Consider the following 12998-nt stretch of genomic DNA (forward strand, 5'->3'; position numbering starts at 1 on the left):
GAGGCTCGGGTCATAAGTCGGTCCGGCTGTGCGGCAAAGAACGCCGCTTCGCCAGCCCGCCTTATGCCTGCCGCCTCTGAACAGGCGCTTGCGCTTTTGATATTCAAATTATTTCCCACTTACGTTCTTCAGCTATAGCTTTTAACCGTGGTTCAGGTCGAACGGCAACAGGGTTCCCGACGAGTTCTAGTACAGACAAGTCGGAAAAACTATCTCCGTAGGCGAAACTATTTTCCCAGTCGATATCTTTCCCTTGTAGTACTTCTAGAATCTTTTCGTTTTTTCGTGGACCTTGTATATGATAGAGTGGCGTTCGATTATCAGTTTTTCCCTCTTTCATGGGAATTTCGGTACCGATAATTGAATCGAACTGCAACTCCTTTGTGACGGATTGCAAAAGGGACGAGTATGCCCCAGAAACGAGCATGATATGTACATTTTCAGTAGCGTGCTGATTCAAACGCGCAATTACATCGGGATTAAAGCCTTCTCGTACCCGATCGGTTAATTCTCCGAAGTAGGCATCTAATTCATTAATGGACATTAGGCCGAGTGCATTCAAGTAAATTTGCATGGAACGTTCTTTCATCTTGGCTTCCGGAATTAGTTTCAACTTGTGGCCGATATAAGGTGGAAGGATGGCCCGGTAAAATCGTTTATAATTTGTATGATGGACGGGGTGGTATCTTAAATGGCTCATTAATAGTTGAAAAGTTTCATCTGAATACAGTGTTCCATCAAAATCGAATATCGCAACTCGCATAAAAATCCCCTTTTTTCTGCTATTTGAAATAAATTCCTTGGTTTTATCATACAGCGTTTGTAATGTAGAGGCAATTTGAGGATAATAAGAAGTGAGAGTGAGGAGTTTATTATTATGAAAAAAAATCATAAGAATACAGCAAGTAGAAAAGAAGATACATCCGTTTATACAGTGAAAGAACCAATGGAGTTATTACCCTTCCTATTGGAGATGATGTCTAAAAGTAGCCGTAACTCAGTGAAATCTATACTGACACGTGGACAGGTCACAGTGAATGGTAGGATGGTTACGCAACATAATCATCCACTTCAAGCTGGACAACTTGTTGAAATTCTTAAAAATCGAGCAGCGATGAAAGAGGATACGCTAGTCGGAGTAACTATTTTGCATGAAGATGACGATATCATTGTTATTAATAAAGAAGCGGGTCTGCTTTCAGTCGCTTCAAAAAATCCGGAAGATATGACAGCTATTAGACAGCTAATGGACTATGTAAAAGAATCCAATTCACGAAACCGCGTTTATATCGTTCATCGTCTTGACCGTGATACGTCGGGTGTGATGTTGTTCGCGAAAAGCGAAGAAGTGAAAAATGGATTACAGGCCGCGTGGAATGAAGTCGTGAAAGAACGTACGTATACGGCACTTGTTGAAGGTAAAGTTAGGAAAAAAGAAGGAACGATTTCATCGTGGCTAAAGGAAAGTAAAACATTTAAAGTGTACTCAAATCCGACTGACAACGGTGGGCAACATGCTGTCACTCATTACAAAACGCTACAGACGAATAGTAACTACTCGTTACTTGAAGTTCAACTAGAAACAGGTCGTAAAAATCAGATTCGCGTTCATATGGAAGACCTAGGCCATCCAATTGTTGGTGATAAAAAATACGGATCTACCGTTAATCCAATCAAACGGATTGGTCTTCATGCAACAGCACTGGCACTTTTACACCCGCGTACTGGAGAACTCGTCCGTTTCAAAGCGGATGTCCCTTCTTCACTTATTGCGAAGTCAAAATGATCGGTTGGTGTGTTCATGAAAATTACATCTTTTGAGGATTTAAAACAGGCCGAGATGGTACTTTCATTTGGTAAGCAAAAAATGACCGTTTCCGTCTTTATGATAGATGGGTTATTAATTGATACCGGGCCGGCGAAAATGAAAGCAAGACTTATACCCCTGTTTGAACAGTGGGATATGACGAAAGTAATCTTAACACACCACCACGAAGATCATACGGGGTTGGCATATTGGCTTCAAGAAATTAAGAAAGTCCCGATTTATATTCATGAATTAGGGATTAAAGACTGTGAAGAGAGTGCGAAGTTGCCTTTTTATCGTAAAGTTTTTTGGGGTGAAAGAGAACCGTTCCAACCGATTGAATTGAATGACATGATTACAACAGATAACTACAACTGGGATGTCATTCATACACCTGGTCACGCACATGACCATGTTGCGTTGTTTAATCAGGAAAAAGGTTGGATGTTTGGCGGTGATTTGTATATACAACCGACTCCTAAAAGTTTGTTTGCATTTGAATCTGTTCCGGAAATCATTACATCATTAAAAAAAGTTTTGACATATGATTTTGAAACGTATATTTGTTCCCATGCAGGGATCAAAGTGAAAGGGAGACAAGCGATTGAGAAGAAGTTGGATTACTTGGAGAGCATACAACAAGAAGTCCAATCACTTTACAATCAAGGAATGACTTCGCATGCAATAAGAAAAAAACTATTTCCCAAAAGTCATCCGATGCATTACTTATCCTTTTTTGAGAATTCGCCAAAACATATCGTCAACTCGATTTTGGAATGAGTTGCGTGCTTGAGTAAATAGGTTGTGATAAAGAGCCCCATTGAATTTGCTGCGGCGCTAGGGGAAGCCTTCGCTCAGTTTATTATAGGTATTTATTTGTTCAACATATATAGTAATAAAAAAATCAGATGTCCACTCGATTTCGAGGGGGCATCTGATTTTTTGTTTTCAGTTATTTACTGCAAAGTGTTATTCGGCATACCTGGTTGGCCTTGCGAGGAGGCGAACGAATTCAATAATTGTTGCATATCTTGTGCGGCGAGTTGTGGTACTTGGTAATAATGGTGTTTGTTTTGGTAAATCGCCAGTTCATAAGCCATTTCTATACAATTGGGTACTGAGTCGGCAAGTACGCGACGTAAGACGGGGTTACATGTTTCAGTGGCAGCCATTGTTTTCATGGATGCTCCGGCCTTTGCAGAGCCTAGTAGAAAGCCTGAAATGATTTCATCCGATATGTCTGCCTCGGAATGCATCGGTTTTTTCGGTTGAGACGGTTTCATACCATACACGAAATCATTGCCTTGTTTCATCTCATATCTTCCAGTTGGATGTGAGGGATTTCGTCCGGTCTTGAAACATTCAACTGTAATGTTATATGCGTCTAAAGTAAAGCGGTATTGGCGATCCAAAATATCAAGTAACTCGGGATCTTTCACATGTGTTCGTAATAGCATTGCTTGGTTCAGACATGCGACAGTTCCAGATAATGCCTCGTGTACGTCAAATAATTCATGACCGCCATGATTCATTTGCTGTGAAACGCTACCCGTGTGCATATTCTCATGAGTTTGATTGTCCATTTGGCCGAATGGGTTTTGTGTCACTGTATTAACTCCTCCTTAATAGTTATTGATTTTCATCAACAATAGTATGGATGATTGCGTGGAAGCTATACGTGAAAATTGTTAAATCAAAACAAACTAAGCATAATCTCCTTCTAGCAAAAATAGTCTAGGGTAGAGGACATTTTTATTAATGAAAGGCAGATGATAAGTATGCAGATCCATGTGGTTCAAAAAGGTCAAAGTTTATATGGAATTGCCCAAGCTTATGGCATTAATTATCAAGAAATTGCACAAGCTAATGAACTGCCAGATCCATCACGTATCGTTGTAGGCCAAGCGTTAGTCATACCGATTACGGGTAGCTACCACTGGGTTCAGCCGGGTCAGTCACTTTATTCCATTGCTCAAATGTACGGTTTGACAGTAAATGAGCTTGCAACAATTAATCGACTATCCCCATCGCAAAACTTACGTGTTGGACAGCGTCTGTATATTCCACCGCAACCGAAAAAGCAAGCTGAGTCATTACTCTATGTAGAGCCGCGGACTCCAGTAACTCAAGTAATGATTGATGAAGTTAAACAAAGAGTTGATGGGCTGACATATCTAGCTATGTTCAGTTATGAAGCGCAACGAGATGGGTCATTGAAGGCACCCTCGATTGATGATATGCCAAATATAGCAAAAGCTGCGGGAGCGGCAAATGCACTTGTTGTAAGTAATTTGGAAAACTTTGCATTTAATGCAGACCTTGCTCATGTATTGTTTACTGATCAAGCTGCACAAAATCAGTTGTTTGGCAATCTCATTCAAGTTGCCAATGAGGTGGGGTATAAGGACATTCATTTTGATTTTGAGTTATTATATCCAGAAGACCGTGAACTTTATAATCGTTTTCTGCGAAATGCGAGAGATCGATTCCATAAAGCCGGATTTACAATTTCGACTGCACTAGCACCCATGACAAGTGACGTTAGGACGGGTATTTACGGGGCTCATGATTATCGTGCGCACGGGGAGATTGTGGATTTCGTTTCACTAATGACATATGAGTGGGGTTATACGTATAGCGATCCACAAGCAGTCAGTCCAATAGGCCCTGTTCGAAACGTCGTCGAGTATGCTGTCAGTCAAATCCCAAGTGAAAAAATATTCTTGGGTCAAAATCTATACGGTTATGATTGGTCGACACCTTATCCGAGCCAAGGCGGATCTGCTGCCAAGGCATTAAGCCCTCAGCAGGCACTAGCGATTGCGGCAGAAAGAGAAGTTGATATCCAATACGACTATGTTGCGCAGGCGCCGCATTTCAAGTATACAGATGCAGGGGTACAGCATGAAGTTTGGTTTGAAGACGCACGTAGTATCCAAGCTAAATTTGACTTGATCAAACAGTTCAACTTACGCGGTATGATGTATTGGAAACTTGGTTTGGCTTTCCCACAAAACTGGTTATTATTAGAAGACAACTTTACAATCCGGAAAATCACCTAAAAAATGAACCGCAGTGCCTGAGCACTAGCGGTTCGTTTTGTCAATTTAATTACTCTTTATTGATATAATTAATGAAACTCGTCAGAAATTCTACATCCGGATTGAAAAGTAAAACAGGTAGGAAAACGAAAGTCGCCAGTAGCGTTATATTCGCACCTATAAACGTACGCAGTACCTTTTTAAATCTCATTGTCCTAACCTTCTTTCTCCTAGTTGTAATTTTCTAATAGCTATTGACAGCTACACAGATAAGTATATGCTTCATCAATCGATATTTGAATAACTAAATAATACTCTTTCTTCAGAAAAAAGTAAATAATTTTATTTTTCATACATAAATAAAACATAATGATGTATAATTACTTATTCAGCAATAGATAAAAAGTTGAATATATTCATATTTTCAGCGATAATACTAAAAAATGACTAAATGATTTTGAAATATCATTCAGTTGTGGAAGTAGGAATTTAACAGCTTCCACCTTTAACTTATACAAGAAAGGGATGAGTGAAAAATGACGAAGTTGAATGAATCTCACAATGATAGAAAAAAAAGAGCGAATGATTACGTTCATGAAGTCTATGAATTGATCAAGAAAAGAAATCCAGATGAAAAAGAGTTTTTGCAAGCAACAAGAGAGATTTTCGATTCACTTCGACCTGTCTTCTCCAAGCATCCCGACTATATAACAAATGGTATTTTAGAACGTATTACAGAACCGGAACGCATCATTATTTTCCGCGTTGCATGGGAAGATGATCAAGGTAAAGTACATGTAAATCGTGGTTTCCGTGTCCAGTTCAATAGTGATCTCGGACCGTATAAAGGCGGTATCCGCTTCCATCCTTCGGTAAATAGTAGCATCATGAAGTTTCTCGCATTTGAACAGATATTTAAAAATGCGTTAACAGGCCAACCAATTGGTGCGGGTAAAGGTGGCTCTGACTTTGATCCGAAAGGTAAATCAGACCGTGAAATCATGCGTTTTACTCAAAGCTTCATCACGGAGTTGAGCAGATATATTGGTCCTGATACCGACGTTCCAGCAGGGGATATCGGCGTTGGTAAGAGAGAAATCGGCTACATGTTCGGTCAGTATAATCGCTTGAAAGGCGGTTATGAAGCAGGCGTATTTACTGGCAAGGATCCAAAACACGGTGGTAGTCTTGGGCGCAAAGAGGCAACAGGGTATGGAACTGTCTATTTTGTTGAAGAAATGTTAAAAGAAGCAGGTTTAAGTTTTGTGGGTAAAAAGGTTGTTGTTTCCGGGTCGGGTAACGTTTCCACTTATGCAATTGAAAAAGCAATCCAGCTAGGCGCTACAGTATTGGCTTGCAGTGATTCAGGCGGCTATATTTATGACGAAAATGGAATCGATCTTGATACGATAAAGCGTTTGAAAGAAGTCGAGAACAAACGGATTTCAGAATACGTTAAAGAACATCCGGGTGCAAAGTATTACGACGATTGTTCGGCAATCTGGTCAATTCCATGTGATATTGCACTTCCTTGTGCGACACAAAATGAAATTGATGAGATAGCTGCACGTATACTGATTGCGAACGGTGTAATAGCAATCGGCGAAGGTGCGAATATGCCTTGTACGCTGGAAGCGATGGCAGTTTTTCACGAGCATAAAACTTTATTCGGTCCGGCGAAAGCTGCGAATGCAGGCGGGGTAGCGGTATCGGCGATGGAAATGTCCCAAAATAGCATGCGCCTTTCTTGGACAGTCGAAGAGGTTGATGAAAGACTTCAGACTGTCATGAAAAATATCTATACCAGCTGTTTGGATGCAGCAGAAGCATACGGACATCCCGGTAACCTCGTAATGGGAGCCAACATTGCAGGATTTTTAAAAGTAGCAGATGCAATGGTAGCCCATGGTCTTAGTTAAGCTTATGACAGTCCCATAAAAAGAGTACACAGGCTAAAAATTGTGTACTCTTTTTCAATTCGAAAAAACTCAAACAAAACTATTGTGTTAATTTGAAAATATGTTATTATAAAAATACAGATTGATGAATAAACATGCATCCGAGTAAATGGAAGGGGATTTTAAATATGGCTAAGAAAAAAGTGGTTTTAGCATATTCAGGTGGACTAGATACCTCTGTGGCAGTACAGTGGCTAACAGAACAAGGGTACGATGTGGTGGCGGTTTGTCTAGACGTCGGAGAAGGGAAAGACTTGGACTTCATCCAGGCAAAGGCGTTGCAGGTTGGAGCTGTAAATAGTTATGTAATTGATGCGAAAGAGGAATTTGCACAGGAGTATGCGTTGCTTTCACTCCAAGCTCAAACTTATTATGAAAACAAGTATCCTCTAGTATCGGCACTATCACGTCCGCTTATTTCAAAAAAACTTGTTGAAGTGGCGCATAAAGAAAATGCGACAGCGGTTGCACACGGCTGTACGGGAAAAGGGAATGACCAAGTACGTTTCGAAGTTGCCATCAAAGCACTGGATCCGTTATTGGAAGTCATAGCTCCTGTCCGTGAGTGGAGTTGGTCGCGTGAAGAAGAAATTGCTTATGCGAAGGAAAAGGATATTCCGATTCCAATCGACCTAGATAGCCCATATTCCGTCGACCAAAACTTATGGGGACGTGCTAATGAGTGTGGAATTCTGGAGGATCCTTGGGCAGCACCACCCGAAGATGCATTCGGACTTACGGTTTCTATTGAAAATTCGCCGGATACGTCCGATGTCATTGAAATTGATTTTGTAAAAGGTGTACCAGTCAGTATTGATGGTCAGCAGTATCCACTGAGTGAACTGATTCTGAAACTAAATGGGATTGGCGGAAAACACGGTGTCGGAAGAATTGACCACGTAGAAAACCGTCTTGTTGGTATCAAGTCACGTGAAGTGTATGAATGTCCAGGAGCAATTATATTGCTGAAGGCACATAAGGAATTGGAAGATCTGACACTTGTTAAAGAGTTGGCTCATTTTAAACCAATTATTTCCCAAAAGTTGAGCGAGCTAATCTATAACGGATTGTGGTTCTCACCACTTAGAGATGCTTTAGAAGCATTCATCAAAGAAACACAGCAATACGTCAATGGAACAGTACGTGTGAAGCTGTTCAAAGGGCATGCGCTTGTAGAAGGTAGAAAGTCGCCAAATTCTCTTTATGACATGAACCTTGCAACGTATACGTCTGATGACTCGTTTGACCAATCGGCAGCTGTTGGGTTCATTAAGCTTTGGGGATTACCTACAGAAGTGCACAGCATGGTAAACAAGATGCAAACGGTGAAAAAATAAGCACCATCAATTCAAAGAACCATCTACTCTATAATGGTAGATGGTTTTTTGAGTTGTATGATTCTTTTGGTGTAAAGAGGAGACTAGTCGAATATCATCAATTGCTTGAAAAGGTGAATTTTACCAACTATTTTTTGAGTAAAGACATAGACTGTGATAGTATGAAAAAATGTGAATATGAAAAAAATTCAACTTCAGCGAAATTTTTCTAGTTCACGATTCAAGTTTAGGAGGAGAATTGCATGGAAGAGAAAGTTGTGAAAAAAAAGTCGCCAAAGTTATTAATGATTATTGTATTAACTGTATTGGTCACTGTAGGCGGCAGCGTGTCGGCATTTCTTTTGGTGAATAAATCACCGAAAGTACAATATTTTTTAGCAGAAGTAGAAACGTTTAAACTAGTGGGGACTATCTTTGAAGACCGCTATAAGAACGAACTAAGGTGGTTGGAAGTTCAAAAGGAAAAGCCGGTTGAAACGAATTTTGACCTATCTGGCGAATGGAATGATCCATCCGTTGACAATGAAATGCAACAAGTACAAAGCATTGTCAATAGCGCTAAAATTTCCAGTAAACAAGTCTATGATCCAGTCAAGAAAGAGTTGGGAGTGGATCTTAGGGGGGAACTAGGTAGCGTTAACATGAACTTTGGTTCGGTTTTTGTGACAACTGAGAAACTAGTGGCTTCATTTCCATTCATGGATGAACTGATTCGCTTCGACGATAAGGATTTTGGGAAATTAATGCGAGAAACCGATCCAGATTATGAAGGAAATGAAAATCTTGGTCTATCCCAACTATTCGAAGACGGCTTTTCGATGACGGAAGAATCTCGTACATATGTCGAAAAAGAATATATAGCGTATTTCATTAAAGAGATTCCTGAAGAGGCATTTACGAGTGAAAAAGAAGAACTTACTGTGTTTGATAAAAAAATGAAAACAAAAAAAGTCAAGTTGGATCTTACAGAACAACAAGTTAAAACATTACTGAAAAATTTATTGGAAAAAGCGAAAAAGGATGAAAAACTTAAAACTATACTGAAAGAGCAACTGACACTTACTTCATTTGCTGGGGATACTTCCGATAATGAAATTGCAACGCTTATGGATGGCTTTGAAGATGGGCTTGATGAGGCGATTGTAGGTGTGGATTCCATTAAACTTCCTAACGGATTGCAATCTACAATCTGGCACCATTCAAACAAAATTGTGAAACGTGAATTTGCAATGGGTGTGGGTGAAGATAAGACTGATGTCGATACGTTAATGATTAGCGGAACTCAATTGCTAGAGAAAGTAGGGCAAAAATGGGACTTTACATTTGGCGTAGAAGATTCCTTCGGAGATGAAAACTTTGTGAAAATCAAAGGCGATTTAAGCTGGAAAGATCAAAAAGCAATTGATTCCATTACGTTGACGATGGATGATATGAAGTTCATCTATAAAGGAAAAGAACAACTAAAAGATAAGAAAAGAACATTCTCTCGTTCATTTGGCTTTACAGATGGGGATTTGGATCCTGCCGTTATTTGGAAAGGTAGCGCTACACACGAAAGTGATTCAATGAAAGCGAAGCATGAATTTACTTTCAGTGAAGAGTCAATGGACGTTAATATGTTCAATTTGATTTTAAAGCAACAAGGAAAAGTTGTGAAAAAAGTAGATATGCCAGTAGAAACAGATGGCACAGTGAATATTGGTAAAATGAATAAAGATGAATTAGAAGCGTTTACTGAAGAAGCTATGGTAAAAGTCCAAGATTGGGTGTTTGGGTTTATGGAAGATTTACAGGGTGAAATAGGCGGATTTTAAGAATGGAAGTGACTAATTTGCTGTCCATTAGAAGAATACTATTTTTCATGCGTCAATATAATAAACAGTTGAAGAAGAAGTGGGCGACACTTCTTCTTCTTTTTCTATTTCCAATTATTTTGATAGGCTCACTGTTGCTCCTGCTGGCTGGTTTACTGCTACCAGAAGAAGATTCTCCAATCCGGGTAGCTTTGGTTGATGAAGACAGAACGCAGGAAACGATACTGTTTAGCGGACTACTCGAAGAAACGGCCTCGCATAATCAATTCATCCAAATTATGTCGATAACGAAGGACAATGCTGAAAAGCTGATGGCGCAAAATGAAATCAGTACCTATTTTACATTTCCAAGCGGGTTTACGGAGGATTTGTATGAAGGTGAGTCCGTGACGATTCCGATTGTTGGAAATGCAGCGCGTTCAACAGATAGTTTTCTTGTGAAAGAGTTAGTAGAAAGCATGATGCGCTACATTGCCGTGGCCCAGTCGACTATTCTGACTATCAATGAGTACGCAAAGAAAACCGATATGCCAGAAGAAGAACGCCAAAAAATGATGTTTCAACAGTTTATGGATTTCAGTTTGTACACACTTGGAAAAGATAAGTTACTTGATGAAGAAGTGATTACAAATGTGGCGACGGCTTCTCCGACTCACTATTACATATTATCGGGTTGGTTAATAATTATGTCAGTCTGGCTTTTCGCTATCTATACTGTTTTAGGGAAAGAAGAGCATTCCTCGATGCTCATTCGGATGAAATTATTCGGTGTAACCATGTGGCAACGTATCCTAGCAAGAATTCTTGTCTCTTTAGGATATAGCCTTGTCGTTGCGGCAGTAGCATTTTTCATCATAAATAAGTTTGTAGGATTTGAACTATTTCTCACTGATTATTTACGATTGGGCTTGTTCACTATTCTTTATGCCCTGTTATTTTTAGTTGGCATAGCGTTAATTGATGTTTTGATTACATCTCGGAAAGTGGTTCTTTTATTACAAAGCCTCTATACCTTCTTACTGATTTTCACAAGTGGTGCAGTTATACCGACACTTTACTTTCCGCAAGTGATTCAAGGTGTTTTACCGTATATCTTTTCATACATTAGCTTGAATTGGATGATTGATATTGTATTAGAAGGACGAAACTATGCGAACTTCACAACGCTGACGGTCCTTGCTACTATCGGACTACTCTTACTTTGGCTATCAACAGTCGAAAAAGAGAGGTGGATCCGGTGAAGATTGTTTTGTTTATCCGCTGGATGCGTTTGAAGAAGGAATGGAGAAGTCTTATATGCTGGATGCTTCTCCCACTTGTTATGACAGTGCTAATTATGCAAGGGGTTGAGACTTGGCAAGAGGAGACTAAGGTGCCGATAGCAATTGTAGTTGAGGAACAGACTGAAATGGCAGCTAATCTAGTCGATAATATCACGAATTCGGAACTTCTCCATATCCAGTTCATGTCCTTGGATGAAGCACTACATAAACTCGAACAGCATGAGCTGGATAGTGTCTTCGTTATTCGCAAGGGCTATGAGAATAATATACTGGCAAACCGGCGAAATCAGCTGATCGAGGCATACTCTTCCAATCGGTCTTTCGCTTATCAATCGGTCGTCGAAACGATTACTTCCTATTCCCAACAAGACGCAGCCCGTTCAAAAGCGGCTTTTGTTATCAAACAATTGTTCTTAGAATATGGTATGGAAGAAGAATGGAATTATGAAGAAGTAATTGCTAGTAGTCGTGAGAGACAAAAAAGTGAAGCGTTGCTCCAATCGAGTTTTACTTATTATGAAAAGAGTAAAACCACTGAAGAACATGCGTTGCCGTTACTGAAAGCTTGGGGGCTTTGGGCATTTTTCGCAGTCATCACGACATTTTTCCTGTTCGACTGGATGCTGAAAGAAAATCGACCATCGATGCGCCAGCGCTGGTTATTCACGGAAATCTCTTTTAAAAAGTATGCATGTGGATCGTTGATGTATTTTACAGTCATCATTTATCTAATGGATCTCGTCACGGCATTTCTCTTCTCGTCATTATTCCGGGAAGCATTGACCATCCGAGTGTTGATTTCACTTTTCGCTTTTCGGTTGACGATAAACTTGCTTGCGTTTTTACTCGCAAGCGTCTACAAGCAATTATTTATGTACTATATAAGTGGTCTTGGGATTGCACTGCTTTTGATTGTAATCGGTGGGTCAATCATACCGGTGGATGGGCTAACGGGGAAGTGGCCATGGATTGAAGAATTAAGTCCGGTCCATTCGTTACTGAAAGGGACGATACCGCTGATATGGCTTTTCGTTATGATTGTCTTGCTCACTTTTTGGATCCATAAAGGAGGGAAGGCAAATGCTTAACGTAACGGGGTTACAGAAAAAATACAAGGAAAAGACCGTTTTAGAAAATGTGTCTTTTCAAATGAAACCAGGCGAAATTGTCGGCCTTGTTGGGGAAAATGGTGCAGGTAAATCAACATTGCTTCAACTACTCGCGACGGTTATGCAGCCGACACAAGGTGACATTCAACTGGATGGACTTTCTTATGTGAATGATGTGAAGGAAATCAGGCGGATAATCGGTTATGTTCCTCAAGACATATCGATTTGGGAGGAATTCACTGTAGAAGAAAATATGCTGTTTTTTGAACAGTTGTCGTGGAAAAAACGTACAAAAGAGGAATGCCGACAACTTTGTTTGGATATGCAATTGACGCATTGGAAGGAAGGGGTTCAATCGTTATCGGGCGGTATGAAAAGGAAGTTGAACCTAGCAATCAGCCTGCTCCATGATCCGACTTTCCTGTTGTTAGATGAACCTACAGTTGGTATCGATCTAAAATCCAAAATGGAGATAGGTTCGTATTTGAATAGCCTGGCGAAAAATGAAGGGAAAATGATAATGTATACGTCTCATGATATGGATGAAATCACTACCGTTTGCGACCGAGTTTATGCAATAGGAAAAGATCCGTTTTATATGAATTTATTGATGGGAAATAAAATTTCCGTAGAACAGTTGAAATGAGTG

The 12998-nt window shown here is 39.9% G+C and carries 12 protein-coding genes; 9 read left to right on the forward strand and 3 right to left on the reverse strand.

What is annotated here, in order from left to right; genetic code table 11:
- Positions 1 to 103 precede the first annotated feature (103 nt).
- Complete coding sequence (locus tag I2483_RS09075) at positions 104 to 763, reverse strand: HAD family hydrolase (protein WP_207175459.1); 660 nt, start codon at positions 761 to 763, stop codon at positions 104 to 106.
- Positions 764 to 877: 114 nt separating this feature from the next.
- Here I2483_RS09075 and I2483_RS09080 point away from each other — a divergent pair, with 114 nt between their 5' ends.
- Both I2483_RS09080 and I2483_RS09085 read left to right on the forward strand, forming a co-directional pair.
- Positions 878 to 1786, forward strand: a complete 909-nt coding sequence (locus I2483_RS09080) for an RluA family pseudouridine synthase (RefSeq protein WP_207175461.1) — start codon at positions 878 to 880, stop codon at positions 1784 to 1786.
- Between the two features lie 15 nt (positions 1787 to 1801).
- On the forward strand, positions 1802 to 2587 hold the full coding sequence (locus I2483_RS09085) for an MBL fold metallo-hydrolase (protein ID WP_207175463.1): 786 nt from the start codon (positions 1802 to 1804) through the stop codon (positions 2585 to 2587).
- Positions 2588 to 2763: 176 nt separating this feature from the next.
- On the opposite strand, the gene I2483_RS09090 is transcribed toward I2483_RS09085, so the two are convergent.
- Entirely contained in the window at positions 2764 to 3390 is a 627-nt protein-coding gene (locus I2483_RS09090; protein ID WP_207175565.1) for a spore coat protein, read from the reverse strand.
- Between the two features lie 195 nt (positions 3391 to 3585).
- On the opposite strand from I2483_RS09090, the gene I2483_RS09095 reads away from it, so the two are divergent.
- Positions 3586 to 4869: a glycoside hydrolase family 18 protein gene (locus I2483_RS09095; RefSeq protein WP_207175465.1), complete on the forward strand. Its 1284-nt coding sequence runs from the start codon at positions 3586 to 3588 to the stop codon at positions 4867 to 4869.
- Between the two features lie 49 nt (positions 4870 to 4918).
- Here I2483_RS09095 and I2483_RS09100 read toward each other — a convergent pair whose 3' ends face one another.
- Complete coding sequence (locus I2483_RS09100; protein WP_207175468.1) at positions 4919 to 5059, reverse strand: hypothetical protein; 141 nt, start codon at positions 5057 to 5059, stop codon at positions 4919 to 4921.
- Between the two features lie 325 nt (positions 5060 to 5384).
- Between I2483_RS09100 and gdhA the strand changes: the two genes are divergently transcribed.
- The 6 genes from gdhA to I2483_RS09130 all read left to right on the forward strand — a co-directional run bounded on the left by gdhA (position 5385) and on the right by I2483_RS09130 (position 12995).
- Positions 5385 to 6767, forward strand: coding sequence for an NADP-specific glutamate dehydrogenase (gene gdhA, locus I2483_RS09105; protein WP_207175469.1), 1383 nt, complete (start codon positions 5385 to 5387; stop codon positions 6765 to 6767).
- A gap of 167 nt (positions 6768 to 6934) precedes the next feature.
- Positions 6935 to 8143, forward strand: a complete 1209-nt coding sequence (locus I2483_RS09110; RefSeq protein WP_207175471.1) for an argininosuccinate synthase — start codon at positions 6935 to 6937, stop codon at positions 8141 to 8143.
- A 242-nt stretch (positions 8144 to 8385) separates the two neighbouring features.
- A complete protein-coding gene (locus tag I2483_RS09115; protein ID WP_207175473.1) occupies positions 8386 to 9957 on the forward strand; it encodes a DUF6583 family protein in 1572 nt (523 codons plus the stop codon).
- 2 nt (positions 9958 to 9959) lie between these two features.
- Complete coding sequence (locus I2483_RS09120) at positions 9960 to 11198, forward strand: ABC transporter permease (protein ID WP_207175475.1); 1239 nt, start codon at positions 9960 to 9962, stop codon at positions 11196 to 11198.
- Positions 11195 to 12328 (forward strand): ABC transporter permease, encoded by a 1134-nt coding sequence (locus I2483_RS09125; RefSeq protein ID WP_207175477.1) that lies wholly within the window; start codon positions 11195 to 11197, stop codon positions 12326 to 12328. The genes I2483_RS09120 and I2483_RS09125 overlap by 4 nt, the downstream gene beginning before the upstream one ends.
- Positions 12321 to 12995 carry an ABC transporter ATP-binding protein gene (locus tag I2483_RS09130; protein WP_207175479.1) on the forward strand — a complete coding sequence of 225 codons (675 nt, stop codon included), beginning with the start codon at positions 12321 to 12323 and terminating at the stop codon, positions 12993 to 12995. The genes I2483_RS09125 and I2483_RS09130 overlap by 8 nt, the downstream gene beginning before the upstream one ends.
- The last annotated feature ends 3 nt before the right edge of the window (positions 12996 to 12998 follow it).

Origin of the sequence: Sporosarcina sp. E16_3, assembly GCF_017347125.1 — a bacterium.
GTDB lineage: Bacteria > Bacillota > Bacilli > Bacillales_A > Planococcaceae > Sporosarcina.

What these genes read in the sequence shown, in the direction of transcription:
- I2483_RS09100 (WP_207175468.1), bottom strand. Translation starts at nt 5,059, where the DNA reads ATGAGATTTAAAAAGGTACTGCGTACGTTTATAGGTGCGAATATAACG.
- I2483_RS09115 (WP_207175473.1), top strand. Translation starts at nt 8,386, where the DNA reads ATGGAAGAGAAAGTTGTGAAAAAAAAGTCGCCAAAGTTATTAATGATT.
- I2483_RS09130 (WP_207175479.1), top strand. Translation starts at nt 12,321, where the DNA reads ATGCTTAACGTAACGGGGTTACAGAAAAAATACAAGGAAAAGACCGTT.
- gdhA (WP_207175469.1), top strand. Translation starts at nt 5,385, where the DNA reads ATGACGAAGTTGAATGAATCTCACAATGATAGAAAAAAAAGAGCGAAT.
- I2483_RS09095 (WP_207175465.1), top strand. Translation starts at nt 3,586, where the DNA reads ATGCAGATCCATGTGGTTCAAAAAGGTCAAAGTTTATATGGAATTGCC.
- I2483_RS09120 (WP_207175475.1), top strand. Translation starts at nt 9,960, where the DNA reads ATGGAAGTGACTAATTTGCTGTCCATTAGAAGAATACTATTTTTCATG.
- I2483_RS09075 (WP_207175459.1), bottom strand. Translation starts at nt 763, where the DNA reads ATGCGAGTTGCGATATTCGATTTTGATGGAACACTGTATTCAGATGAA.
- I2483_RS09110 (WP_207175471.1), top strand. Translation starts at nt 6,935, where the DNA reads ATGGCTAAGAAAAAAGTGGTTTTAGCATATTCAGGTGGACTAGATACC.
- I2483_RS09090 (WP_207175565.1), bottom strand. Translation starts at nt 3,390, where the DNA reads ATGGACAATCAAACTCATGAGAATATGCACACGGGTAGCGTTTCACAG.
- I2483_RS09085 (WP_207175463.1), top strand. Translation starts at nt 1,802, where the DNA reads ATGAAAATTACATCTTTTGAGGATTTAAAACAGGCCGAGATGGTACTT.
- I2483_RS09080 (WP_207175461.1), top strand. Translation starts at nt 878, where the DNA reads ATGAAAAAAAATCATAAGAATACAGCAAGTAGAAAAGAAGATACATCC.